The organism is Paraburkholderia sp., assembly GCF_050742655.1.
In the GTDB taxonomy this organism is placed as follows: Bacteria; Pseudomonadota; Gammaproteobacteria; order Burkholderiales; family Burkholderiaceae; genus Paraburkholderia.
Map to the genome: position 1 here is coordinate 19,311 of NZ_JBOIGG010000027.1, position 23,886 is coordinate 43,196.

General features: G+C 62.8%; 22 protein-coding genes, 1 pseudogene and 1 riboswitch. Of the genes and pseudogenes, 14 read left to right on the top strand and 9 right to left on the bottom strand.

Going from position 1 to position 23,886, the window contains the following annotated elements:
* Positions 1 to 22: 22 nt before the first annotated feature.
* Positions 23 to 883, top strand: coding sequence for a hydroxymethylpyrimidine/phosphomethylpyrimidine kinase (locus tag ACREXZ_RS27930; protein ID WP_431767372.1), 861 nt, complete (start codon positions 23 to 25; stop codon positions 881 to 883).
* A gap of 442 nt (positions 884 to 1,325) precedes the next feature.
* Positions 1,326 to 1,937 carry an adenylyl-sulfate kinase gene (gene cysC, locus ACREXZ_RS27935; RefSeq protein ID WP_431767373.1) on the top strand — a complete coding sequence of 204 codons (612 nt, stop codon included), beginning with the start codon at positions 1,326 to 1,328 and terminating at the stop codon, positions 1,935 to 1,937.
* A gap of 105 nt (positions 1,938 to 2,042) precedes the next feature.
* Here cysC and groL read toward each other — a convergent pair whose 3' ends face one another.
* The 5 genes from groL to ACREXZ_RS27960 all read right to left on the bottom strand — a co-directional run bounded on the left by groL (position 2,043) and on the right by ACREXZ_RS27960 (position 6,468).
* A complete protein-coding gene (gene groL / locus ACREXZ_RS27940; RefSeq protein WP_431767374.1) occupies positions 2,043 to 3,683 on the bottom strand; it encodes a chaperonin GroEL in 1,641 nt (546 codons plus the stop codon).
* 42 nt (positions 3,684 to 3,725) lie between these two features.
* On the bottom strand, positions 3,726 to 4,016 hold the full coding sequence (gene groES, locus ACREXZ_RS27945) for a co-chaperone GroES (protein ID WP_007178996.1): 291 nt from the start codon (positions 4,014 to 4,016) through the stop codon (positions 3,726 to 3,728).
* 309 nt (positions 4,017 to 4,325) lie between these two features.
* Entirely contained in the window at positions 4,326 to 4,703 is a 378-nt protein-coding gene (locus ACREXZ_RS27950; RefSeq protein WP_431767375.1) for a hypothetical protein, read from the bottom strand.
* A 44-nt stretch (positions 4,704 to 4,747) separates the two neighbouring features.
* Positions 4,748 to 4,857: riboswitch (SAM-I-IV-variant riboswitch) on the bottom strand.
* Positions 4,858 to 4,950: 93 nt separating this feature from the next.
* Positions 4,951 to 5,745, bottom strand: a complete 795-nt coding sequence (locus ACREXZ_RS27955; protein ID WP_431767376.1) for an aldolase — start codon at positions 5,743 to 5,745, stop codon at positions 4,951 to 4,953.
* A gap of 18 nt (positions 5,746 to 5,763) precedes the next feature.
* Positions 5,764 to 6,468: a haloacid dehalogenase type II gene (locus tag ACREXZ_RS27960; RefSeq protein ID WP_431767377.1), complete on the bottom strand. Its 705-nt coding sequence runs from the start codon at positions 6,466 to 6,468 to the stop codon at positions 5,764 to 5,766.
* Between the two features lie 118 nt (positions 6,469 to 6,586).
* Here ACREXZ_RS27960 and ACREXZ_RS27965 point away from each other — a divergent pair, with 118 nt between their 5' ends.
* The 3 genes from ACREXZ_RS27965 (at position 6,587) to ACREXZ_RS27975 (ending at position 8,693) form a co-directional block, all read left to right on the top strand.
* Entirely contained in the window at positions 6,587 to 7,444 is an 858-nt protein-coding gene (locus ACREXZ_RS27965) for a LysR family transcriptional regulator (RefSeq protein WP_431767378.1), read from the top strand.
* 108 nt (positions 7,445 to 7,552) lie between these two features.
* Positions 7,553 to 8,179, top strand: coding sequence for a DUF2239 family protein (locus ACREXZ_RS27970; protein ID WP_431767379.1), 627 nt, complete (start codon positions 7,553 to 7,555; stop codon positions 8,177 to 8,179).
* A gap of 31 nt (positions 8,180 to 8,210) precedes the next feature.
* Positions 8,211 to 8,693 (top strand): DUF1330 domain-containing protein, encoded by a 483-nt coding sequence (locus tag ACREXZ_RS27975; RefSeq protein ID WP_431767380.1) that lies wholly within the window; start codon positions 8,211 to 8,213, stop codon positions 8,691 to 8,693.
* Between the two features lie 57 nt (positions 8,694 to 8,750).
* Here the strand turns inward: ACREXZ_RS27975 and ACREXZ_RS27980 are convergent, their stop codons facing one another.
* From ACREXZ_RS27980 to ACREXZ_RS27990, 3 genes are all read right to left on the bottom strand, one after another.
* Positions 8,751 to 9,416: an O-methyltransferase gene (locus tag ACREXZ_RS27980; RefSeq protein ID WP_431767381.1), complete on the bottom strand. Its 666-nt coding sequence runs from the start codon at positions 9,414 to 9,416 to the stop codon at positions 8,751 to 8,753.
* 31 nt (positions 9,417 to 9,447) lie between these two features.
* Positions 9,448 to 9,852: a VOC family protein gene (locus ACREXZ_RS27985; RefSeq protein ID WP_431767382.1), complete on the bottom strand. Its 405-nt coding sequence runs from the start codon at positions 9,850 to 9,852 to the stop codon at positions 9,448 to 9,450.
* A gap of 311 nt (positions 9,853 to 10,163) precedes the next feature.
* Entirely contained in the window at positions 10,164 to 10,985 is an 822-nt protein-coding gene (locus ACREXZ_RS27990) for an alpha/beta fold hydrolase (RefSeq protein ID WP_431767383.1), read from the bottom strand.
* A 371-nt stretch (positions 10,986 to 11,356) separates the two neighbouring features.
* Between ACREXZ_RS27990 and ACREXZ_RS27995 the strand changes: the two are divergent.
* From ACREXZ_RS27995 to dapA, 5 genes and pseudogenes are all read left to right on the top strand, one after another.
* Positions 11,357 to 12,784 (top strand): annotated as a pseudogene (locus ACREXZ_RS27995) (FAD-binding oxidoreductase).
* A gap of 53 nt (positions 12,785 to 12,837) precedes the next feature.
* Positions 12,838 to 13,935 (top strand): ABC transporter substrate-binding protein, encoded by a 1,098-nt coding sequence (locus ACREXZ_RS28000; RefSeq protein WP_431767384.1) that lies wholly within the window; start codon positions 12,838 to 12,840, stop codon positions 13,933 to 13,935.
* Positions 13,936 to 13,966: 31 nt separating this feature from the next.
* Positions 13,967 to 15,064 carry an ABC transporter ATP-binding protein gene (locus ACREXZ_RS28005; protein WP_431767385.1) on the top strand — a complete coding sequence of 366 codons (1,098 nt, stop codon included), beginning with the start codon at positions 13,967 to 13,969 and terminating at the stop codon, positions 15,062 to 15,064.
* 144 nt (positions 15,065 to 15,208) lie between these two features.
* Positions 15,209 to 16,888: an ABC transporter permease subunit gene (locus ACREXZ_RS28010; protein WP_431767413.1), complete on the top strand. Its 1,680-nt coding sequence runs from the start codon at positions 15,209 to 15,211 to the stop codon at positions 16,886 to 16,888.
* Positions 16,889 to 16,921: 33 nt separating this feature from the next.
* Complete coding sequence (gene dapA / locus ACREXZ_RS28015) at positions 16,922 to 17,827, top strand: 4-hydroxy-tetrahydrodipicolinate synthase (RefSeq protein WP_431767386.1); 906 nt, start codon at positions 16,922 to 16,924, stop codon at positions 17,825 to 17,827.
* A 22-nt stretch (positions 17,828 to 17,849) separates the two neighbouring features.
* Here dapA and ACREXZ_RS28020 read toward each other — a convergent pair whose 3' ends face one another.
* Positions 17,850 to 18,683, bottom strand: a complete 834-nt coding sequence (locus ACREXZ_RS28020; RefSeq protein WP_431767387.1) for an IclR family transcriptional regulator — start codon at positions 18,681 to 18,683, stop codon at positions 17,850 to 17,852.
* Positions 18,684 to 18,806: 123 nt separating this feature from the next.
* Between ACREXZ_RS28020 and ACREXZ_RS28025 the strand changes: the two genes are divergently transcribed.
* From ACREXZ_RS28025 to pilV, 4 genes are all read left to right on the top strand, one after another.
* Positions 18,807 to 19,949 carry an alpha-hydroxy acid oxidase gene (locus ACREXZ_RS28025; RefSeq protein WP_431767388.1) on the top strand — a complete coding sequence of 381 codons (1,143 nt, stop codon included), beginning with the start codon at positions 18,807 to 18,809 and terminating at the stop codon, positions 19,947 to 19,949.
* A gap of 79 nt (positions 19,950 to 20,028) precedes the next feature.
* Positions 20,029 to 21,273: an alpha/beta hydrolase gene (locus tag ACREXZ_RS28030; protein WP_431767389.1), complete on the top strand. Its 1,245-nt coding sequence runs from the start codon at positions 20,029 to 20,031 to the stop codon at positions 21,271 to 21,273.
* A 360-nt stretch (positions 21,274 to 21,633) separates the two neighbouring features.
* Positions 21,634 to 22,104 (top strand): type IV pilus biogenesis protein PilM, encoded by a 471-nt coding sequence (gene pilM / locus ACREXZ_RS28035; protein ID WP_431767390.1) that lies wholly within the window; start codon positions 21,634 to 21,636, stop codon positions 22,102 to 22,104.
* Complete coding sequence (gene pilV, locus ACREXZ_RS28040) at positions 22,083 to 23,741, top strand: shufflon system plasmid conjugative transfer pilus tip adhesin PilV (RefSeq protein ID WP_431767391.1); 1,659 nt, start codon at positions 22,083 to 22,085, stop codon at positions 23,739 to 23,741. Before pilM ends, pilV begins: the two co-directional genes overlap by 22 nt.
* Positions 23,742 to 23,886: the final 145 nt, after the last annotated feature.

Sequence of the window (23,886 nt, forward strand, 5' to 3'; positions counted from 1 at the left end):
GCTCATTCCTGCCCCCGATTTCATGCCCAGCGAGACCCCTCCGATCGTATTGACCTTCGGCCTGTCCGACCCGACGGGCGGCTCGGGCCTGCAGGCGGATTTGATGACGCTCGCCAGCATGGGCTGCCACGGCGTGACCGTGCTCACCGGCTACACAGTGCGCGATTCGGCGAACTGCGACGAAGTGACCGGCCTCGATCCGGAGACCGTCGCGACGCAGGCGCGAATGCTGCTGGAAGACATGCCGATCGCCGCGTTCAAGGTCGGCGCGGCGACGCGCGCGGAAGTGGTCAGCGCAATCGCCGAAGTGGTCGCCGACTACGACGACATTCCGCTGATCCTTGCGCCCGACTTCACGCTCGACGACGAGCACGTGCTCGCCGCCGACGAACTCCGCGAAGCAATCGCCGATCTCCTCGCACCGCAGACCACACTGCTCGTCGCCGACCACGCGACGCTGCTCGCGCTTGCGCAACCCGACGGTGACGCCGAGGCACCGAGTCTCGATGCGGCGATCTCGCATCTGCTGTCGCAAGGTTGCGAGTACATCCTGTCGACGCAAACCGGCACGCACCGGCTCGTCAACACGCTGTTCAGCGAGGACGGCCAGTTGCGCGAAGACCGCTGGGACCGCGGCCAGCATCGCATCATGGGACTGACCGACACGCTCGGCGCGGCAATCGCCGCCCTGCTCGCGAACGGCCAGGATCCGGCGGAAGCGGTGCGCGAAGCGCAGGAGTATCTGTATCAGGCGACGCAAAGCGCGTTTCGGCCCGGGATGGGTGCGTATCTGCCGGACCGGTTCTTCTGGGCGCGCAGCAGTGATGACGACGCGCCGGTTGCGAGTGGCAAGGGTGGGGCGTCGGGGGAAGCGCGGCATTAACGCAGAGGCGCCAGACTGAAAAGCTGGCGCCTTCGGTATGGAATCCGTTCATTCTTTGCCATTTCGGTTATGGACGTTGAGCGTCTGTCATACCCGAATGTTGTCCCAATCTTTGACCTATTGCTTCGAATTGAGTTGAGCCCAAAGAGCAAGCACAAAATAAAAATCCGCGTGTTACGGGCGTAATTAAAAATTACAACCCGATTACGTGACTTGCTCTACGATTGGCTCTGTGGAACCCCACCACATCTGCCGCTCCCGTCGTTTCGTTCACGATATCCATTAGTGTTCCGCCGATCATTCAATTGAAGTTTCATCGAATGAATTGCATCGCTCGGCACGCATTGGTCAAGTGACTGGATCGACGTCAGGCCTTTTTTATACCCGGCCATAAAGCGCTGGCAGCCCTCAAAGAACACTCAATTCGACGTCCGATTTTCACATGGGACAACAGGCTCAAACTTATCTGCGACGTGTCAGCGGAGCTATTAGCAACATCGACCGCGCCACGATGCTGCGACAACAGCCCGCTACCATCTGGCTTACCGGTTTGTCCGGTTCTGGCAAATCCACTCTGGCGTATGAGCTTGAACACCGACTGATCGGTGCAGGACACGCGTGCTATGTCCTGGACGGTGACAACGTCAGACATGGCTTGTCTGGAGATCTTGGTTTTGGTACTGAGGACCGACGCGAAAACATCCGGCGAGTCGCTCACGTTGCACAGCTGATGAATGACGCTGGCCTCATCGTTATCACGGCGCTCATTTCGCCGATGCACGAAGATCGTATGATGGCCCGCGAAATAGTGGGATCTGAGCGGTTCGTCGAAACCTATCTTTCCGCATCCGTGGAGATCTGCACGCAGCGAGATCCCAAGGGGCTCTATGCAATGGCGCACTCCGGAAAAATCAGTTCCTTCACCGGAGTATCGGCGCCATATGAAGCACCCGAGAGCCCTGGTTTGCTCGTGGAAACGGCGAAGGAGACCGTAAGCGCGAGCGTTGCCCGCATCTATGATTATCTTCACGAGCGGTACCTCAACCCGTCTTGATCGCCCTATCGGCTGAACAACAAAAAACCCGCATCGCTGCGGGTTTTTCTTTTGAAGAACGCGCTTCGCAGCGCGCCCTTCGCATGTACTCCGGCTGACGCCGAATTACATGTCCATACCCATACCGCCCATGCCGCCCATGCCACCACCAGGCATCGGTGCATCTTCCTTCGGCAGTTCGCAGACAGCTGCGTCGGTCGTCAGCAGCAGACCAGCAACCGATGCTGCGTTTTGCAGTGCGGTGCGCGTCACCTTCGTCGGATCGACCACGCCTGCATCGACCAGATCGACGTACTCGCCGGTCGCTGCGTTGTAGCCGTAGTTGCCCTTGCCTGCTGCAACCGCTGCCACCACGACGCTCGCTTCTTCGCCGCCGTTCGAGACGATCTGACGCAGCGGCTCTTCCATCGCGCGCAGCACGATCTTGATACCTGCGTCCTGATCGGCGTTGTCACCCTTGATGCCGGCGATCGCCGAGCGTGCGCGGATCAGCGCCACACCGCCACCTGCCACGATGCCTTCTTCCACCGCTGCGCGCGTTGCGTGCAGTGCGTCTTCGACACGTGCCTTCTTTTCCTTCATTTCGACTTCAGTCGCAGCGCCGACCTTGATCACTGCCACACCGCCGGCCAGCTTGGCCACGCGTTCCTGCAGCTTTTCACGGTCGTAGTCCGACGTCGCTTCTTCGATCTGCGTGCGCACTTGCTTCACGCGCGCTTCGATGTTCGCGCCTTCGCCTGCGCCGTCGATGATCGTCGTGTTTTCCTTGCCCACTTCGATGCGCTTCGCTTGACCCAGTTCGGCCAGCGTTGCCTTTTCGAGCGTCAGGCCGGTTTCTTCAGCGATGACCTGACCGCCGGTCAGAATCGCGATGTCTTCCAGCATGGCCTTACGACGATCGCCGAAGCCCGGCGCCTTCACGGCAACGGTCTTCAGGATGCCGCGGATGTTGTTCACAACCAGCGTAGCCAGCGCTTCGCCTTCGACGTCTTCAGCGATGATCAGCAGCGGACGGCCAGCCTTCGCAACCTGTTCCAGGACCGGGAGGAGGTCACGAATGTTCGAAACCTTCTTGTCGTGCAGCAGCACGAACGGGTTTTCGAGCACGGCAACTTGCTTGTCCGGATTGTTGATGAAGTACGGCGACAGGTAGCCGCGGTCGAATTGCATACCTTCGACGACGTCCAGTTCGTCCTGCAGCGACTTGCCGTCTTCGACGGTGATGACGCCTTCCTTGCCGACCTTGTCCATCGCTTCAGCAATGCGGTCGCCGATCGACGAGTCGCTGTTTGCCGAGATCGCGCCGACCTGGGCGATTTCCTTGTTGGTCGTGCACGGCTTGCTGATCTTGCGCAGTTCTTCGATCGCTGCGGTCACGGCCTTGTCGATGCCGCGCTTCAGGTCCATCGGGTTCATGCCCGATGCGACGTACTTCATGCCTTCGCGAACGATCGATTGTGCGAGGACCGTTGCGGTCGTCGTACCGTCGCCGGCGTTGTCGCTGGTCTTGGAAGCCACTTCCTTGACCATTTGCGCGCCCATGTTCTGGAGCTTGTCCTTCAGTTCGATTTCCTTCGCGACCGACACACCGTCCTTGGTGATCGTCGGGCCGCCGAAGCTGCGCTCGAGCACGACATTGCGGCCCTTCGGGCCCAGCGTGACCTTCACAGCGTTGGCGAGGATGTTCACGCCTTCGACCATCTTGGCACGGGCGGAATCACCGAATACGACGTCTTTAGCTGCCATCTTCTAACTCCTTGAATTCTGGGAAATAACCGGATGCAAGACTTACTTCTGCACCACGGCCATGATGTCTTCTTCGCGCATCACGAGCAGTTCGTTGCCGTCGACCTTGACGGTCTGGCCTGCGTACTTGCCGAACAGGACGCGGTCGCCGACCTTCACGTCGAGCGCGATCTGAGCGCCCTTGTCGTCACGCTTGCCCGGGCCGACGGCCAGAATTTCGCCTTGATCCGGCTTTTCCGCTGCGGCTTCGGGGATCACGATGCCCGATGCGGTTTTCGTTTCCTGATCCAGACGCTTGACGATCACGCGATCGTGCAAAGGACGAAGGTTCATACACACTCCTCTCTTGATTGAGACTGAAGAACGCTGAGAAACCCGGCTGGCGGGCCAACCGGCGATGTTGTTAGCACTCTCGCGCGGTGAGTGCCAATTATATGGACGAGGGATGACAAATTCAAGAACTGGGTGAATCCAGGGGGTCTCGGGATTCACCTAGCTTGAAACTTTGTTCGTTTGACGTTCGGGGCGGGTCGGGTGGTCGAGCCCCCAATTACTCGGGCGCGGGCGGCTCCGCAGGCACCGATCGAGGGCCTTCCCGGTCATCGGGAGGCGCCATCGTTGCGCGTGGAAGCAGCCTCGATGTCACGAAGCCGATACGCAGGACGTCGATTCCGCACCCGAACTGCGCCGCACGAACCGATGTTCGAGACGAACGCGCAGCACGTCGTCGAGGGTCGACAACTCCTCGCGCAACGCCCTGGCCTGTCGCTCGTCGATATCGTCCAGAACGATTTTCTGTTCCAGGATATTGCCCCGATGGACCATCGTCCAGTGAGTGACCGAAGCGTGCCCGTTCTTCAGATGCACGGCAGCGCGAGCGACGACATCCAGATTGATATCGGAGACGAGATGGATGGTGTGGGTTAAACGAAAGCCGGGCAGACACTGCGACCAGTGGTCTTCCGTTTTCAGTGCGGGGGATGGCTGGGACGACGGAGACGGGGAAGTATCTTGATGCATGGCAACTCCGGATGAAGATTAAATTCGAACCGGTGCCAGCTATGCTGCTCCCGCTTCGTTGCCGACTATCGGCCGCATCGCCTTGAGGCAGCCACCTTGCCCGGGGAGGCAGGTTGGCGTTCGTACCTTTCGGTACCAACTCTGGATGCAGGCGCAAGTCTAGCAGATTGATTCGCGGCGTGCGTCGACCCCGCACCGGACCGCATCCTCAAAACGGAATAAAGCCGCGGCTGGCAAGCACCCCGCGTCACTCGTCGAACGCGATCTTTCGTCTGCGCAATTCGCGCATCGCGCTGTCGAGATGCGCACGCGCGCTGTCCGGATCGCCAACGCGCATCTGCTCGTACGCGCGTTGCGCGACGTCGTGCGGTACCGGCTTCAGCGGCCGGTTCGCGCTCATCGCCTTCAGTTGCACTTCGGCGGCACGCTCGAGGTAGTACAGATCGTCCCACGCTTCGGCGATCGTCGGCCCCGCGATCATCACGCCGTGATTCTTCAGGAACAGCACGTCCGCGTCGCCCATCGCGGCCGCGATACGATCGCCCTCCGATGCGTCGAGCGCGAGGCCGTTGTAGTGCTCGTCGACGGCGGTACGTCCGTAAAACTTCAGCGCGGTCTGTCCGAGCCACAGCAGCGGCGGCCCTTCGAGCAGACAGAGCGCCGTCGCGTTCGGCATGTGCGTATGGAATGCCGCTTTCACACGCGGCATCTGCCGATGCAACCGTGCGTGAATGTAAAAGGCCGTCGCTTCGGGCCGACCTTCGCCCGCGACGACGTGCCCGTCGAAATCGCAAACCAGCAGCCGCGACGCGGTGATCTCCGAAAACGCGTAGCCATACGGATTGACGAGAAAGAGATCGTCGTGGCCCGGCACGACCGCCGAGAAGTGATTGCACACGCCCTCTTCGAGACCGTGCAGCACCGCGAGCTGGAAGCACACGGCGAGTTCGATGCGCGCCTGCGCGATCGCGTCGCTATCCAGATGAAGATGCTGCGAAGGCGACGGCGCAGCCGTGCGGTCGATTGAAAACGTGTGAGCCATGGTTCTCCGCTCCTGAGTTCACCAGCCTGCCGATGCAAACAGCGGCGGCACCTGGTCGAGTGACGGCAACGTCGCGTCGGGCGTGTAGTCGGGCAGCAGCGTGCGGCCCGTTCCACGATCGATCCATACACACCGGAAGCCGATGTCGCGCGCGGCCGCGTGATCCAGATGCGGACTGGCGCAGATATGCACGACGTCGTCCTTCGATACGCCCAGTTGCCCATGCGCGTAATCGAACAACCGCCGGTCCGGCTTGTACGCGCCGCCCTGCTGCGCCGTCACCACGCGATCGATGGTACCGCCCAGTTGCGCGACGTTGCCCGCGATGATGTCGTCGTCGGTGTTCGACACAATGCACAGACGATAGCCGCTTTCCTTCAGACGCCGAAGACTGTCGACCACTTCGGGAAACGGCGGCATCGCCGATATGCTACCGGTCAACAGCGCGGCATCGCTATCGTCGCTGCGCACGCCGAACTCTTCGAACGCGAGACGCAGACCGTCGCCGGCCAGTAACCGGAACGCGCGCTGCGGCCACAGACGCTCGAGCGCATGCTCGTGCCGGTCGTAGGCAGCGAGCAACTGCGCGGCGTCGATATCGTCGCGCCCCTTGTGGCGCAGAATCTCGCGCACCGCGGCGAGCAGCCCTTCGTCCCACTGGATGAGCGTGCCGTAGCAATCGAATGTGAGCCACTGCGGGCGCGGGGTTCCTTGAAGCGACATGCGGGTTCTCCTGAACGTAAGCAGCAAAGAAACGTTCACATTAACGATGCCTCCCGATATCGGGAAATTAAATTAATATCTTGGTATCAGTGGAATATCAAATAAGCGGCGCTCTTTTATGCTCGACCTCGACCTGTTGAATACCCTTGTTTGCGTGATCGACGAGGGCAGCTTTACCCGTGCGGGCGATCGCGTACACCGCACGCAATCGACGGTCAGCCAGCAGATCCGGCGGCTCGAGGAACTGGTCGGCCACACGCTGCTGCTGCGCGACCGCGCGGGTAGCCACGTGAGCCCCACCGAGCACGGCGAGCTGCTGTCGCAATACGCACGACGTCTGCTGGCGCTGTCGTCGGAGGCGCAGGACGCGCTCGCGAGCGACGTCGAGATCGCGCCGGTGCGGATCGGTGTGCCCGAGGATTTCGACGCGCGTCGCATGTCGACGATCCTCGCGGGCTTCGTGCGGAGCCAGCCCGGCGTGCGGCTGGAGACGGTGGCCGGCATGAGCACGGACCTGCGCCGCAAACTGGCCGCCGGCGACATCGAGATCGCGCTCGTGAAGCGCGAGCCCAGCAGCGGCGAGTGCATCGCGAGCTGGCCGGAAACGCTGGTGTGGGTGCGTGGCGCGACGGCCCGCGCGCCCGACGAAACGGGTGACGAGCCGCTTCCGCTCGCGCTGTTTCCGCGGGGCTGTGTCTACCGCCAGCGCGCGATCCGCGCGCTCGACCGCATCCACCGACCGTGGCGCATCGCATTCGGCAGCCACAGCCTGACGGGGATTCAGGCCGCGGTCGCCTCCGGGCTTGGGCTTTCCGTACTGCCGACGACCGCGGTCCTCGCCGAACACCGCGTCTGCAGCGGCCTGCCCGATCTGCCGCCGACAGAACTGGCGCTTGTCGCAGGCGACAAAGCGCTCAACCGAACGCAGAAAGCGCTGATCGAGTTTCTCGAAACGGAGTTGGCAGCGCACGGCTGAGGCGGCGTCTCGTGCTTCGGCTCGGAGCGTCAAAATTTACCCGGATAATATTGCGCATCCATTTATACCCGGGTATTATTCGCCGATACCATTCCGGCGGAGCCTCTCGTGGTCGATCACCTGCAATCCCCCTCCTACACCAGCTTCGACGGCGAGCGGCGCCTCGCGTCCGGGCCGCTACCGACGGTCGCCGTCGCGGTCAAACGGGCTCTCGAACATAGTCCGGCCGGCCCGGTGCTGATCTTCGACGACCGCACTGGCCGTTCAATCGACATCGATACCCGCGGCTCGGACGACGACATGCTCGCGCGGCTGGCCTCGTCGACCACACCGGAAGACAGCAGCCCCGCGCCCGCTGACGAAGCGCAAGCCACGACCGCGCCATCGCGAGGCCGTGGCCGGCCGAAGCTCGGCGTCGTGCCGCGTGAAGTGACGTTGCTGCCGCGGCATTGGGAATGGCTCGCGACCCAGCCGGGCGGTGCGTCGGTCGCGTTGCGCAAGCTCGTCGACGAAGCGCGCCGTGCACGCGGCGACCGCGACCGGGAGCGACACGCGCAGGAACGCGCGTACCACTTCATGTCCGCGATGGCCGGCAATCTGCCCGGCTTCGAGGAAGCGACGCGCGCGCTGTTCGCCGGCAAGACAACGCAGTTCTACGCGCGCATCGCCACATGGCCAGAAGACATCCGCGATCACGCGATCAAGCTCGCGGCCGCGGACGATCCGCAGACCTGAAACGCCGCGACCCTAACAAGGACACCTCGACATGACTTCATCCGACAACACGGCTCGCTATCTCGAGCCGACTCAGGCATCGGGACGCGCATTCGTGACGCGCGGAATGACCGGCTCGATCGTGATGCTCAACCTGCTGCGCTTTCGCGCAACCGCCGACTATTCGGCGACGCCCGAGCTCGCGCCACCGACGCCGATCAGCGGCGTGGCCGCGTTCCAGCGCTACATCGAGCACACGCTGCCGCATCTTCGCGAGACGGGCGGTAACCTGGTGTTCGTCGGCAAAGGCGGTCCCTGGTTGATCGGTCCGCCAGACGAACGCTGGGACATGGCGATGCTCGTGCGTCAGCGCAGCGCCGAGTCGTTCCTCGGCTTCGCTTCGCATGAGCGCTACCTCGCGGGCATCGGGCATCGCACGGCTGCGATCGAGGATGCACGTCTGCTGCCGCTCTCCGGGCTCCCTGCGCCGCTCGCGTTTTCGGAGTTCTTCGCAACACCGGCTGCCGCGACCTAGCCGCTCTTTTTGCTTCGCTTCGTTTTAAGCGCAACCGCCAACGAGCGGGTCCGCCCCCTACCCGACCCGCATCGACACCTCAACATCGTCACCAAACGGCGTAGACAGATAACCGTTCGCAGGCGAGCGCACGTGCGCAAGATACTCGGGGCTAAAGTCCGCGTTATCGGCGACGACGAAAGCGCCCGGCCTGAGACGACTTTCCACCAGGTCCAGGATCTCCGGATACAGTGCCTTGGCCCCATCGAGCAGCAGAAGATCGATCGCTTCCGGAAGATCGACGCTCAGCGTCTGCAACGCGTCTCCTTCGCGAATCTCGACGAGGTCGATCAGACCGCCGGCCGTCAGATTAGCCCTGGCCCGCACCACCTTCGACGGCTCGAACTCGCTGGTGATCAATCGGCCGCCACCGTTGTCGCGCAGCGCGGCAGCGAGGTGCAGCGTCGAGATGCCGAACGAAGTGCCGAACTCGACGATCGTCCGTGCGCCGCCGCTTTTCGCCAGCATGTAGAGCAACACGCCGGTCTCACGTGAGATGGGAAGCGGAACATCCTTCAGACGCCCGTACAAATCGATGTAGTCAGTTTTGCTCTGCATCAGCCGCGTCCGTTCGTCGGTGGAAAGCGCAGCCATTGCGGGGATCGACGCAGGCGACAACGCAGCGGCCTCTTCGAACAGGCGATCAAGCAGCGGTGCAAGCGGTTTAGTGGTGAGGGTGGTCATGCAGATCTCCAATCGAGCGAATGTCTTTCCATCAATCAAACGTGCCGCGATATTCGGGCGCCGCGTCGCTGCGCGTGTTCAGTTCGAACATCACGCCACCGGGCGCACGGCAAAAGAAACGCGAACCGCGGCCGTTGTTGAAGATGCCCGTTTCCATCTCGACACCCTCGGCTGTCAGGCGCTCATACAGCTCGCTGACTGCATCGATGGTCGGCAGCTCGAAGCCGACATGAAAATTCCCGGGCCAGGCAGGACGATCGCCATCGGTGTGGTCGATCACCACATCAAAGCCCGGACGCTTGAGGATGATTGATTTATCCCACGTGCCCGCGGTGGTGAAGCCCAGGTGCCGTTCGAAGAATCCCGCGGTCGCGAGCGCGCCGGCTGAGGGGAAGCTCAGGTGGTTGAGTTTCATGCTGCTGTTCAGGTCGGTCATCGTCGTTCTCGTCAGTGGCGGCAGCCTTATGCCGTGTTCGCTCAGTGACATCAGAATATAAGCAAAAGCTCACATTCAACAACTCGCATTGAACATGCGTGTGAATTGACCGGGAACCCGCATGAGGCAGCCGGTTGCAGCATGCGTAGCCATTTGTCGGGCGACGGTTGCTCACATTCGGGAATTTTTCAGAATGCCCAGCGTGTGCTGGTTTTGATGGAGAAACGAGAACAGCGCATCGACGATAGTCCGTCGAACCAGCGATACGCCAAGCGCATATCGCCGGCCCGATGGACTGTCGAGTGTCTTTATCAGTTGGACAGGAACGCCAGCAGATCGGCGTTGACTTCATCCGCGTTCACCACGCACATTCCGTGCGAGGCACCCGGATAAACCTTCAGCGTCGCATTCTTGACGAGCTTGGCCGACAGCCGACCCGAGTCGTCGATCGGAACGATCTGGTCGTCGTCGCCATGCAGGATCAGCGTCGGTACGTCGATCTTCTTCAGGTCTTCCGTATAGTCGACTTCGGAGAACTGCTTGACGCACTCGTACTGGCCTTTGATGGACCCGAGCATGCCCTGCCGCCAGAACTCGTCGATGATCCCTTGCGACACCTTCGCGTTCGGCCGGTTGAAGCCGAAGAACGGCAGCGCGAGATCCTTGTAGAACTGCGTGCGATTGCCCGCCACGCCCGCACGGATGCCGTCGAATACGTCGATCGGCAAACCACCGGGATTCGCTTCGGTCTTCAGCATCAGCGGCGGCACCGCGCCGATCAGCACCGCCTTCGCGACGCGCGCCGTGCCATGCCGTCCAATGTAGTGCGCGACCTCGCCGCCACCCGTCGAATGTCCGACGAGCGTCGCCCCTTTCAGATCGAGCGCATCGAGCACCGTCGCAAGATCGTCCGCGTAGGTATCCATATCGTTACCGTCCGACGGCTGGCTCGAGCGGCCATGACCGCGGCGATCATGTGCGATCACACGAAAACCCTTCTGCACGAGGAACAGCATCTGCGCATCCCACGCGTCCGCATCGAGCGGCCAGCCATGCGAGAAGACCACCGGCTGCCCGGTGCCCCAGTCCTTGTAGTAAATCACGGTACCGTCTTTTGTCTTAACCGTGCTCATCGAATGTGCTCCCGTGTGACGAGGTTGAAGGAACTTCGCGCCATGTACCCCCGTTGCCGGCCTCCGCACGCGCAGCGGAGGCGAACACGTCTACCGCGGCAACCGGAGCGCCAGCACCTGCATGATGAGCTTGCGCCGCGATTGCGACCAGCGGGTGACTTCGTTTTTTCCGTTCGTGGTGCGCTCCCGCATAGCAAGCGCTCGCATTTGGGGGGTACGCCGAATACGCTGTCATAGCCGTCCCGCAACGAGTCTACGTCCGCGGGCTTTAGTAAATACGCTTACATCGATCGCATGCCGATTAATTGCATTTCAATGCAATTTTTTTGTCCCTATGCTTTTCCCATACACCGCCGCTTCGGGGAACGGGCATGAACGATGTTGCGTCTTTACTGGCTGCACTGAAAACCGCGCTCGGCGATGACGCGGTGATCACCGCCGCGTCCGATCTCGAAGGCTTCACCGAAGACTGGCGTGGCCGCTACAAGGGCCCCGCAACGTGCGTGGCGTTGCCGTCGAATACGGCGCAGGTCTCAGCGGTGGTGCGCCTGTGCGCGGAACACGGTGTTCCCGTATTGCCCCAGGGCGGGAACACCAGCCTGTGCGCCGGCGCAGTACCGCCCGCAGCAGGTATCCCGCCGGTGATCGTCAATCTGGCGCGGATGCGGCGCATCCGGCACATCGACGAGGCCAACGGTTCAATGGAAGTCGAAGCCGGCTGCGTGTTGAAAACGGTGCAGGACGCAGCCGCCGCCGTACAGCGTCTCTATGCGGTAAGCCTTGGCGCCGAAGGGTCGTGTCAGATCGGCGGCACGCTATCGACGAACGCGGGCGGCACCGGCGTACTGCGCTATGGCAATACGCGCGACAACGTGCTCGGCCTCGAAGTCGTACTCGCCGACGGTACCGTGTGGAACGGTCTGCGCGCACTGCGCAAGGACAACACCGGTCTCGACCTGAAACATCTTTTCATCGGTACGGAAGGCACGCTCGGCATCATCACGGCGGCCACGCTGAAGCTGCATCCGCTGCCGACGCATCACGCGCTCGCCTGATTCGCGCCGCGCGACCCCGCTGCCGCGCTGCAGGTCCTCGGTCTGTTCCAGGCGGCCGCGGGTTCGCGGTTGAATGCGTTCGAGATGATCAACCGTCGCCAGCTGGAACTCGTGATCGAACACGTGCCGGGGCGCCGCAATCCGTTCGACGCACCGTACGAATGGGACGTGCTCGTCGAACTCGCGGACACGCAGGGCGGCGACGCGATGACGGAGCTGCTGCAACACACTCTCGAACAGGCCGCCGAAGCAGACCTCATCGGCGACGCGGTGATCGCAAACAACGACACGCAGCGCGCCGCACTCTGGGAGATCCGCCATAGCGTGTCGGAAGCGAACAAGAAAGCCGGCGTGGGTCTGACCACGGATTGCGCAGTGCCCGTATCCGCGGTACCCGCGTTCATCGAACGGGCGACCCGCGCCGTGCACGCAATCGTCGACGGACTGGACATCCTCGTCGTCGCGCATCTCGGCGACGGCAACGCGCATTTCATCCCGTTCTTCAGCTTCGACGCGTGGCGTGATCTGGCCGATCCGGCCGCTATGGCCACCGCGATGCGCCGCTGCATCAACGACGTCGCACACGAACTGCACGGCACCTTCAGCGCGGAACACGGCGTCGGACAGACCGGATTGAGCGAGATGGCGCACTACAAGTCGCCGGTCGAACTCGCGTTGATGCGCGCCGTGAAGCATGCGCTCGACCCGCACGACCGGTTCAATCCAGGCCGTCTGCTGCCCTGACGTTCCGACTCGAACTTAGCGATACAAGCCTTCCTTCTTCTCCTGGAGCCGACATGAAACAGCCGCCCGCGCGCGATCAAATTCAACAGCCCGGCCGTCGCACCGCCATCAAGACAGCTCTTGCCGGCGCAGCGAGCGTCGCTTTCCCGTTCGTCTGGACGCCATCGCGCGCGGCAAACAAACGGATCGTCGTTCGTGACGACGGCGGCATCTACACGAAGGCCTACGGCGCGGTGTTCTATAAACCGTTCACCGAGAAAACCGGCATCGAGGTGATCGGCGTGCAGGCCAACGCGGAGCCGACCGCGCAGATCAAGAGCATGGTTGAAACCGGCAGCTACACGTGGGACATGGCGAAGATCAGCCAGCCGGCGATCCTGCTGCTCACCGGCGGTGGCAAGGAATATCTCGAGAAACACGGCCTCGAAGCCGATCCGATGATCGCGAAGATTCCGAAGCAGTACATGTCGCCGTATGGCGTCGGCACGAATGTCTACACGACCGTGCTCGCGTATCGCACCGACGCGTTCAAAGGCCGCAAGGCGCCAGGTTCGTGGGCGGACATGTGGAACGTGAAGGATTTCCCGGGCCGTCGCGGGCTGCGTAAATATCCGTTCGACACAATGGAAGAAGCGCTGATGGCCGACGGTGTGCCGGTTTCACAGGTCTATCCGTGCAGCTTCGACCGCGGCTTTGCGAGCCTCGACAAGATCTCGAAGCACGTCGATGTGTGGTGGACCACCGGCGCGCAGGTCGAACAGATGCTTGGTTCGGGCGAAGTCGACATGATCAGCACGTGGGTGTCGCGCGCGCAGTCGGCGATCGCGAATGGCGCGCCGGTTGCGATCGTATGGAACCAGAACATCTGGGGCGTCGACAACTGGTCGATCCTGAAAGGCACACCGAATGCGAACGCGTGCCGCGAGTTCATCAAGTTCGCGTCCGATCCGAAGCGCCAGGCTTCGCTCGTCGAATACTTCCCGGCCGGCGTCACGCAACCCGACGCGTTCAGCTTCATCAAGCCTGAGATCGCAAAGAACTGCCCCACGTTCGAAGCGAACATCAAGACGGGTCTGCATATCGATGCGAAGTACTGGCAGGAACAGCAGAGCGCCGCACTCGAACGCTTCAACCGCTGGATCCTGACCTGAGCGTCGCAGTCACTGCAAGGATGCCGATTCCATGTCCGCCTCGAACCTTCTCATCACTGGCCTCGGCAAACGCTACGGCGATTTCGTCGCGCTCGCGCCGACCGATCTCGACGTCGCCAAAGGCGAATTCCTGACCCTGCTCGGACCGAGCGGATCGGGCAAGACGACCCTGCTGAGCCTGATCGCCGGCCTCGCGCAGCCCGACTCGGGCCAGATTCATATCGACGGCGTCGACGTGACGTGGGGTGCGCCGTACGAACGCGACATCGGCATGGTGTTTCAGAACTACGCGCTCTTTCCGCACATGACGGTCGCGCAGAACATCGCGTTTCCGCTGCAGATGCGCAAGACGAACGCGAAAGCCGCACGCGACCAGGTGATGCAGGCACTGGAGATGGTGCATCTGCCGCACGTCGCAGACCGCTATCCGCGCGAGCTGTCAGGCGGCCAGCAGCAGCGGATCGCGCTCGCACGCTGCATGGTCTACCGGCCGTCGATCATCCTGATGGACGAGCCGCTCGGCGCGCTCGACAAGAAGCTGCGCGATCACATGCAGCTCGAAATCAAGCGCATTCACCGCGACCTCGGCACGACGATCGTCTACGTCACGCACGATCAGGAAGAAGCGATGACGATGTCCGATCGCATCTGCCTGATGAACGCCGGATCGATCGCGCAACTCGGCACGCCGGCCGATCTGTACTTCCGCCCGAAGAACGTGTTCGTCGCGGATTTTCTCGGCGAATCGAACCTGCTCGATGCCATCGTGACGGGGCGTGCCGGCAATCAGGTGCAGGTCAGTCTGCGCGGCATCCCGCAGGGCCGCGCGATGGCCTACGACCCGGCGATCGCCGAGGGCAAACCGGTCAAGCTGATGCTGCGTCCGCAGAACCTGAAGGTGCACGACGGCGCCGACACCCGCTCCGACGGCGGCGGCATGCTGTCCGCACGACTCACCGACATCATGGTTACCGGCAGCATGACGCGGCTTTATCTGCAGCCGGGCGAGATCGATACCGCGCCGCTCGTCGCCGCGTTCCCCACCAACCGGCTCGGCAGCCAGTATCAGGTCGGGCAGACGCTCGGCCTGTCGTGGCTCGCCGCCGACGCCGTCGCGATAGCGGGTTAGCCGATGACCCGTTCCGCTCTCACCGCGCAGCCGCCGCGCCCTGCGTCGTCATCAGCGTTGGTCTCCACACCAAAGCCGTCGCGCTGGCGTGCGTGGCTGAACCCCGGCGCGAAAGGCGCACCGATCGTCGTGCTGCTGCTCGCGATGCTCGTCTACCCGGTCGGCCAGCTGCTTCTACTGAGCGTGCACAACGAGAGCGGCTTCACGCTGATCGAGTACCGGCGGCTCTTCGCCTCGTCCGTGTATGTGGACGTGCTGCTGATCACGTTGAAGATCTCGCTGTGGACGACCTTCTTCTCCGTGCTGACCGGCTACCCGATCGCCTATCTGATCTCGTCGCTCACACGCGAGCGCAAGAACCGGTTGCTGTTCTGGGTGCTGCTGTCGTTCTGGACCAGCTTCCTCGTGCGCACGTTCGCGTGGGTCGTGCTGCTCGGGCGCAACGGCGTGATCAACAAACTACTGCTCGCGCTTGGCATCATCGATCAGCCCCTGAGTCTGCTGTATCACTTCTCCAGCGTGATCGTCGGGATGGTGCACGCACTGATGCCGCTCGCGGTGCTGACGATGCTGTCGGTGATGGAAAACATCGACCGGCGTCTGCCGAGTGCCGCGGCGACGCTCGGTGCGCGTCCCGGCACCGTGTTCTGGAAGGTGTACTTCCCGCTGTCGCTGCCCGGTGTCGCAGCCGGCGCGCTGATGGTGTTCGTCACGGCGATTGGCTTCTTCATCACACCAACACTGCTCGGCGGACGCCATCAGACGATGATCACCCAGTTGATCATCGACCAGGTCATGCAGGCGCTGAACTGGGGCTTTGCGGGCGCGATCTCGGTACTGCTGCTGGCCGTCGTGCTGATCGTGTTCCTCGTCTACGACCGGATGGTGGGACTGTCGACTATGGCCGGCGGCTCGGCGACGCGCAAACCCGGACACGCGGGCCAATGGAACCGCCGGCTCGGCGACGCTGTGCTGACCTTGCTCGGCAACCTGACAGATGCAGTGATCAGCGTGTTTCCGCGCCGCCGCCGGCGTAGCGCCGGCAACCACGAAAGCCTGACGCTGCGCATCGTCGTGATCCTGCTGCTCGTGTTCCTCAGCGCGCCCGCATTCCTGATGATCCCGCTGTCGTTCGACGCCGGCTCCGGCCTGGCGTGGCCGCCGCACGGCTTCTCGCTGCAGTGGTACCAGCAGATCGTCGACTCGCCGCTGTGGATGCAGGCGATCACGCGCTCGATGCTGGTCGGCATCGGCACCGGCATCCTGTCGATGCTGATCGGCACGCCAACCGCTTTCCTGCTCGTGCGCGGCGGCATGCGCGGCAAGGCCGCGATGCTCGCGTTCGTGCTCGCGCCGATCGTCGTGCCGCGCATGATCATCGCGGTGGGCGTGTTCTATTTCTTCGCGAAGATCGGGCTCGTCGGTTCGTCGCTGGGACTCGTACTCGCGCATACGACCGTGGCCGTCCCCTACGTCGTGATCACGATGATGGCCGTGCTGCGCAACTACGACACGCGTCTCGACCAGGCCGCGCACAGCATGGGCGCGCGGCCGTGGGCGACGCTGCGCCGCGTGACGTTCCCGATTCTCGGTGCCGGTCTGATGTCGTCGTTCCTGTTCGCGTTCGCCACGTCGTTCGACGAATTGACCATCGCACTCTTCACATCGGGCGGCGTGAGCACCACGCTGCCCAAGCAGTTCTGGGACGAGATCACGATGCAGATTTCGCCGGTCATCGCCGCCGTGTCGACTTGCCTGTTCGCGTTCATCGCCGCGCTGATCTGGGTGGCCGACCGCCTGCGCCGTCGCAGCCTCGCTTCATGACTGCTTCCTGACTTCCTCACATCGAGACACTTCATGCTTTCAGCCCAACACCTCAGCGGCGTTTTTCCGGCGATCCCCACCCCCGTCCATGCCGACGACACGATCGACGTCGACGCCACGCGCACGCTGATGCGTTACCTGCTGAAGCAGGGCATCGACGGTATCGTGCCGCTCGGCGGCACCGGCGAATACGGTGCGCTCGCGCGCGCGGAACGCATCCGGATGGCGGAGCTCGTGGTCGATGAAGCCGCAGGCGCGGTGCCCGTGATTCCGGGCGTGCTCGACCCGGGGTATCACGATGCGCTTCAGGCGGGCAAGGAATTCGCGGCGGCGGGCGTCGACGGTCTGCTCGTGCTGACGCCGTACTACACGAATCCGACGCAGCAAGGCATCCGCGATTACTTCATGCGCTACGCCGACGAATCGCCGTTGCCGATCCTGATCTACGAGATTCCGTACCGCACGCGCATCGCGATCGCGCCCGAAGTGCTGCACGAACTGTCGAAGCACGAACGGATCATCGGCATGAAGGCGTGCAACACGGACATGTGGCATTTTCTGCGCACCGTCGCGGGTGTCGGCGAGTCGTTCTCGGTGCTGAGCGGCGAGGACACGCTGTTTCCGCTGCACATCGCGGCAGGCGCGCGCGGCGGCATCGTCGTCACGGCCACGCTGCTGCCGACCGTATGGCGAACGATCCACCGGCTCGCGACCGAAGGGCGAACCCAGGACGCACTCGCGCTGCATCGCTCACTGATTCCGCTGATCAACCTTGCGTTCGCAGAGACCAATCCAGGTCCGATGAAGTCGGTGATGGATCTGATCGGCGTCCATGCGCCCGCGATGCTCGCGCCGCTGGTGCAACCCGCAGCCGATCTGTCGGCGAACCTGCGCATCGAAGTCGAGCGGCAGCTCGACCGGTTCGAGTGGCAAAAGTGAACAAACGGAGCGAACCGGGCGTTCAGCGCGAATAGCCCGACAGCCGCGCTTTGGAAATCGACGTCGCGGCCACCTGCACGTGTTGCGCGAGTTCGGCTTCGACGCGTTCGCGCGACCAGCGCGAAGTCGGCACCGAGATGTTGATCGCGGCGACGCCGATGCCGCCGTGATCGGTGACCGGTGCCGCCACCGAAATATCGCCGAGCACGGTTTCGTTTTCGATCACCGCGTAGCCGCGTCGCGCGACCTTGCGGATGCGTTCGAGCAGTTTGTCGGGATTGGTTTCAGTGTAGTGCGTGAGCGGATCGAGGCGGGTTTGCGCGAGGACGTCCTGCACGCGCTCGTCGGACAGACGCGACAGGATCGCGATGCCCGCGGCGGTGAACATCGCGGGCAGTCGCGCGCCGACCACGATGTCGATGTTCACCAGATGCAGGCCTGGAAAGCGCGCGACGAACACGATGTCGGGCCCGTCGAGTTCGAGCAGATTGGTCGTCTCGCTGAGACGCCGGCTGATGTCGAGCAGATACGGCGACGCCTTGTCGATCAGTTCGTTTGCGCGGACGTAGTTGTACGAGAACTGCAGCAGCTTCGTCGTGAGACCGTAGTTGCGCGTATCGGGCACGCGGTACAGATAGCCAAGCGCTTCGAGCGTGTGCACGAGACGCTGCGTCGCGCTGCGGTCAAGGCCCGACGCACGCGCGATGTCGACGAGCGTCATGTGACGGCTCGGGCCATCGAAAGCGTGCAGCACCTGAAAGGCTTTCTCGGTCGAGCCGACGAAGAGCGACGAACGAGGGGGCGGCGGAATCGCAGCCCTGGCTTTGCGGGGGGTGCTTGCGGGACGTGCTGCCATGGCGGTACCAGGTGGTCGGGCGTTGTTATTGAGGTTTATTGGGGTTGTTCGGACTGCAGTTGCGTCAATTGTAATGCGATTGAATCGTGCGACAAGCACTGATTCGATAGGCGGGGAGTCTTCATGCTTTCATCTGTTGCGGATTACCGGATTGCCGCGCAAAAACGTCTGCCGCGCCTCGCGTTCGACTATCTCGACGGCGGCGCAGAGGACGGCGATGCGCTGCGGCGCAACGTCGACGCCTACCGGCAGTGGCTTTTCAAGCCGCGCGTGCTGACCGACGTGTCGCACTGTTCGATCGCGACGCAGTTTTTCGGACGCGACGCCGCGGCGCCGCTGATCGTCGGCCCGACTGGACTCAATGCGCTCTTCTGGCCGCGCGGCGACGAGTTGCTCGCGCGAGCCGCGTGCGACGCAGGTCTGCCGTTCGTGCTGTCGACCGCATCGACGTCGCTGCTCGAAGACGTGCGTGCCGCCGCGCCCGATGGCGATCTGTGGATGCAGCTGTACGTGTCCAACGATCGCCGCATCGCCGAGGACCTGATGCGGCGCGCGGGCAGCGCCGGCTTTTCGACACTCGTTCTGACCGTCGACGTGCCGGTGCACGGCAAGCGCGACCACGACACGCGCAACGGTTTCAAGCTGCCGTTGCGCCCTTCGCCGCGGCTCGTCGCCGACTGCATCCGGCATCCGCACTGGTGCTGGCAGATCGCGCGACATGGCTCGCCGCAGTTGAAGAACATTGCGCGCAGTGTCGGCGAGCGCGCCGACCTGGCTCGCCATGCGGCGATGCTCAGCCGGCAGATGGATTTGACGCTGGCCTGGACCGACCTCGAATGGGTGCGGCGGCACTGGAGCGGCAAGCTGATCGTCAAAGGCGTGCAGGGTCTGGACGATGCGCGGCTCGCGGCCGCTCACGGCGCGGATGGGATCGTGCTGTCGAATCATGGCGGCCGGCAACTGGGCAGCACGCTCTCGCCGCTCGAGCTGTTGCCGGAGATCGCCGCGGAGCTGGGCGACCGGCTCGCCATTTTTATCGACGGCGGCATACGGCGCGGCAGCGATGCGTTGAAAGCAGTCGCGCTGGGCGCTCGCGGTGTGCTGCTTGGGCGAGCGCCACTATATGGCCTCGCCGCGCGGGGCGGTGCTGGCGTCGAACAGGTGCTCGTGTTGATGACCGACGAGATGCGGATCACGATGCGGCTGCTTGGATGCAGCGAGCTGACAAAGCTAGGAGCGGAGTTCGTCGGACGGGGATCGTTTTGATGTGAATGAGGCGGTTGACTGCCGCGCATGCACAGGCGACGATTCGAGCTCCGTTTCTCCCTGCAAGGAACGCTCCCCGATGTCGCGAACCTCATTCAGGCCACTCCCCGCGCTGGTCGTTGCGATCGTCATCGCCACGTTGACATCAGCGGTCTGCGCGCAATCGTCGGCCGTCACCGAAGACGGCGGCGTCCCCGCGTTCTACACGTGGACCGACACGTTCCCGTCGACGCCTGGCCACATGCTGCGCACCGAACCGCTGACGTCCGAACAGAGTCTCGCGGAAGCCGGGCAGAACATCCGCATCCTGTACACGTCGACCGACGGGATCGACACCCGCACGCCGATCGTCGTCTCCGGCGCGCTGTTCGTGCCGAAGGGCACGCCGCCGCCAGGCGGCTGGCCATTGATGGCATGGGCGCACGGCACCGTCGGCAGCGCCGACGTGTGCGCGCCGTCGTTCACGCGCCGTAGCCCGCGCGACACGCGCTATCTGAACTACTGGCTCGCGCGGGGCTATGCGATCGTCGCGACCGACTATCAAGGACTTGGCACGCCCGGCCTGCATCCGTACGGACTCACGCGTCCGCTCGCGTACGGCGTCCTCGACAGCATCCGCGCGGTCGTGGGCGGCAGCTTCGATCTGTCGTCGAAGGTCGTCGTGTTCGGGCAGTCGCAAGGCGGCCGAGCGGCGTTCGGGACGGCCGTCTACGTGAAGGACTATGCGCCGGAGTTGAACATCGTCGGCGTGGTCGCGACCGGCACGCCGTACGCGACCACTCACGACGAGGCGAACGATGCGGAGGTGACGAACGCGCACAGGTCGGTCGTCCCGACCTTCGCGTACGACATGCTGCGGCTGAGTACCATAGCGATGCTCGATCCGTCGTTCGCCCCCGCCGACTACCTGAACGCGCGCGCGATGCCCGCCTTCGAACTCAGTCAGCACGCATGCCTGCATGCGATCGAGCAGCGCATCGTCGCGGATGGGCTGACGTTCGATACCAGCTTCAAGCGCTCGCCGAAGCGCGCACTCCACAGGGTCAACCTCGAAGCGGCCTACCCGACGCTGAAGTCCGACATCCCGGTCTTCGTCGGCACCGGCGGCAAGGATCTCGACGTGTTCGTGCCGGGCCAGGTCGCGCTCGTGAACCACGCCTGCGAAGCCGGCGACCGGATCGAATGGCATCTCTATCCGGCACTCGATCATTCGGGCACCGTCAACGGCTCGCTGCCCGATTCGACGCAGTTTGTCGCGAGAGCGTTTGCGGGTGAGCGCATCGGCGGCAACTGCGCGTCGCTGCCGAAGTATCCGGCGAGCTAGCCGGAATAACCGGTCGCGCGATTCACAAACGATTCGCCGTTTTGAATTTAACTTCGCGTGTCGGGATGAATCGCTTTTTGAGTCGCGCTATAAAAGAACAGCGCGCGAACGTGTCGATCTTGCCTATTGGACTATCGCAATCGGTAAGATCGAACGGAGTGCGGTTGAAAGCGGTCGCATTGAACGGTCTGTATGCGCAGTAGCCTCTCGATACTTTCGTCTTGATATAAAACGGATGCGCTGGCAGGCTATGCGCCGGGCGCGCATTAACCGGAGCCCTTTGCTGCAGCCCATATTATCGTGACGGCAACGCGTGCCTAAGCTTGCCTAAGCGAGATCACCAATCGAGGAACATCCAACATGTGGGCAATCTGGGTATTGATTGCCGGCGCGGCGCTCGCTTCTTTTTATGCGCTATTGCCGGATGCTCATTTAAGCGGCCCACCGCCCGATATGCCCGCCGCATTGGCGGGCGACATGGCGACTTACCGCAGCCAGCTCGAGAACTACGTGATCAACAATCACACGGCCAACGGCGTGGTGCCGCAAAACGTATTCGTTCATTCGGGCAACTGGAATTACACGTCGCTGCGCTGGCAAAACTATGTCAACAACGGGATCGTTGTCGTCTATCCGTCGACAAGCGTAGCGCCGTTGCCGACCGGATTTCTGGGCGCAATGCTTAAGCAGGCCAGCTATTCTGTCGAAGCCGGCGCCTCGCAGAACGGACAGATCATCAATCCGGCGAATACCAGTGGCAACGTCTCACTGCCGGCCGGCATGCCTCCTCTTCCCGACGGAACTCCAGTATGGATCGCACAAGTCTTCTGATGCGCCGCGCAGCCACGCGGCTAGCTCGCCGGCAGCGCGGCGTGACGCTAATCGAAACGCTCGCCGCGTTGCTGATCGGCGCGCTGGTGATCGCCGGCGTCGCCTCGATGATCAACAGTTCGTTGAACGACAGTCGCGATCAGCAGGTTGCTGAATATCAGCGGCAGCTTGCGAATGCCGTGAACCAGTCGATTAATCTGAACTACGCGTCGTTCGTCTCGTCGATTCCAGTCGGTACGACGAGCACCACCTACTCCGTCGCCAATATGGTGACGAGCAAGCTGATTCCGGCCAGCTACGCGAACGCCAGCAACGCGTTTGGGCAATCGTTCTGCCTGCTGGTGCAGCAGCCGGCCGCCGGACAAATCGACGCGCTGCTGATCAGCACCGGAGGCACCGCGATTCCCGCCGTCGATCTCGGTTATATCGCTGCGAATTCGGGTGTCGGTGGCGGTTCGATCGGCACGGCCACGCCGGTCGCCGCAGTGGGCGCGTATGGTGGTTGGAGTACACCGGTCGCGAGCTGGAATACGGCGAACTGCACAGGTACGCCGGGTCACCTGGCCAATCAGGTGTTCATGAACGGTCCGGGAAATCAGCCAGCCGACGATTTTCTGTATCGCAACGCGGTGCCGAATCGGCCCGATCTGAATGCGATGAATGTGCCGATTGGGTTGCTTATGGTTAATGCCGGGGCCGCCTGCAGCAACTTCACGACCACATCGGCGCCTTTCGCCGCCGACACGAGCAATCACCTGCTGACGTGCATCGGCGGATTCTGGACACCGACGTCGTGGCGTGAGCCGGTAGCCAGCGCTGCCGCATTGCAGGGGCTGACAGGCCAGGTGCCGGCCGAGACGCGTGTCACGCTCGACAGCAAGCTGCCTTACACATGGAACGGGACTACGTGGGTACCGGTCGCGGTCGACGATAACGGGGCACTGAATTTCCCGAAAGTCGTCACCCTCGGCGCGAAGTGCGGACTGGGGCTCGACGGCCAGACCCAGACGAACGCGGCTGCATTGCAGCTCGGCGTTGACTCGGTCGGCGAGGTGCTGTCGTGCCAGCAGAGTAATCAAGGTCTTGTCTGGACGAACGCCTCGTCCATCACACTCAACTCGTCGGATACCGGCTGCATGTTCATCATCCCGCCTGCCGCCGGCACGACGCCGTACGACTACAACTGCTACGCGCCCTCCGGCACGGACTCATGGGACACGACGTCCCTAACGACGAACGACGTGGTCTTCCGATCCGTGTCACTCTCGCGTAATGCGCTGGTCGCTGTAACAAGCTACGCGCACATGAACTACGCGCAATGCGGCTCTACGGATTGGGAGGGTCAACTGGCGCAGTACCTGGAAATCTGGGATTCGAACAACAAGGTGTACGCGCACACCGAAATGCAGACACCGAATATCACCAATGCTTCCGGAGGCGTGAGCATGTCGCTGAATCAAGCGCTACCGCCGGGCGATTATCGGATCATGATCAAGACGAACTGGGGGATATTCGGCGGCCCGGCCAGGGGCCAGGGAGGAACATGGACTTCCAACTATTGCCCTGCGGGTCCGACGGGTCAGATTGTTATCAATACGCCGCTGATGATGGGGTGGAACGTGAGTACGTTGTATTGAGAAACGGCGCAGGCATATTGGCATGCGCTGGGGGGCGGGTGCCACGGATAGTGAAAAATCCGACTACTCGTCGCAAACAAACGCCCGGCATGACCGGGCGTTATCTTTGATGCGCTGCTCGACTGCGTCGAGAGATGGTGCAACC

Excerpts from the sequence above, each read along its gene's own strand:
- ACREXZ_RS27930 (WP_431767372.1), top strand. The coding sequence starts at position 23 with ATGCCCAGCGAGACCCCTCCGATCGTATTGACCTTCGGCCTGTCCGAC.
- cysC (WP_431767373.1), top strand. The coding sequence starts at position 1,326 with ATGGGACAACAGGCTCAAACTTATCTGCGACGTGTCAGCGGAGCTATT.
- groL (WP_431767374.1), bottom strand. The coding sequence starts at position 3,683 with ATGGCAGCTAAAGACGTCGTATTCGGTGATTCCGCCCGTGCCAAGATG.
- groES (WP_007178996.1), bottom strand. The coding sequence starts at position 4,016 with ATGAACCTTCGTCCTTTGCACGATCGCGTGATCGTCAAGCGTCTGGAT.
- ACREXZ_RS27950 (WP_431767375.1), bottom strand. The coding sequence starts at position 4,703 with ATGCATCAAGATACTTCCCCGTCTCCGTCGTCCCAGCCATCCCCCGCA.
- ACREXZ_RS27955 (WP_431767376.1), bottom strand. The coding sequence starts at position 5,745 with ATGGCTCACACGTTTTCAATCGACCGCACGGCTGCGCCGTCGCCTTCG.
- ACREXZ_RS27960 (WP_431767377.1), bottom strand. The coding sequence starts at position 6,468 with ATGTCGCTTCAAGGAACCCCGCGCCCGCAGTGGCTCACATTCGATTGC.
- ACREXZ_RS27965 (WP_431767378.1), top strand. The coding sequence starts at position 6,587 with ATGCTCGACCTCGACCTGTTGAATACCCTTGTTTGCGTGATCGACGAG.
- ACREXZ_RS27975 (WP_431767380.1), top strand. The coding sequence starts at position 8,211 with ATGACTTCATCCGACAACACGGCTCGCTATCTCGAGCCGACTCAGGCA.
- ACREXZ_RS27980 (WP_431767381.1), bottom strand. The coding sequence starts at position 9,416 with ATGACCACCCTCACCACTAAACCGCTTGCACCGCTGCTTGATCGCCTG.
- ACREXZ_RS27985 (WP_431767382.1), bottom strand. The coding sequence starts at position 9,852 with ATGACCGACCTGAACAGCAGCATGAAACTCAACCACCTGAGCTTCCCC.
- ACREXZ_RS27990 (WP_431767383.1), bottom strand. The coding sequence starts at position 10,985 with ATGAGCACGGTTAAGACAAAAGACGGTACCGTGATTTACTACAAGGAC.
- ACREXZ_RS28000 (WP_431767384.1), top strand. The coding sequence starts at position 12,838 with ATGAAACAGCCGCCCGCGCGCGATCAAATTCAACAGCCCGGCCGTCGC.
- ACREXZ_RS28005 (WP_431767385.1), top strand. The coding sequence starts at position 13,967 with ATGTCCGCCTCGAACCTTCTCATCACTGGCCTCGGCAAACGCTACGGC.
- ACREXZ_RS28010 (WP_431767413.1), top strand. The coding sequence starts at position 15,209 with ATGCTCGTCTACCCGGTCGGCCAGCTGCTTCTACTGAGCGTGCACAAC.
- dapA (WP_431767386.1), top strand. The coding sequence starts at position 16,922 with ATGCTTTCAGCCCAACACCTCAGCGGCGTTTTTCCGGCGATCCCCACC.
- ACREXZ_RS28020 (WP_431767387.1), bottom strand. The coding sequence starts at position 18,683 with ATGGCAGCACGTCCCGCAAGCACCCCCCGCAAAGCCAGGGCTGCGATT.
- ACREXZ_RS28025 (WP_431767388.1), top strand. The coding sequence starts at position 18,807 with ATGCTTTCATCTGTTGCGGATTACCGGATTGCCGCGCAAAAACGTCTG.
- ACREXZ_RS28030 (WP_431767389.1), top strand. The coding sequence starts at position 20,029 with ATGTCGCGAACCTCATTCAGGCCACTCCCCGCGCTGGTCGTTGCGATC.
- pilM (WP_431767390.1), top strand. The coding sequence starts at position 21,634 with ATGTGGGCAATCTGGGTATTGATTGCCGGCGCGGCGCTCGCTTCTTTT.
- pilV (WP_431767391.1), top strand. The coding sequence starts at position 22,083 with ATGGATCGCACAAGTCTTCTGATGCGCCGCGCAGCCACGCGGCTAGCT.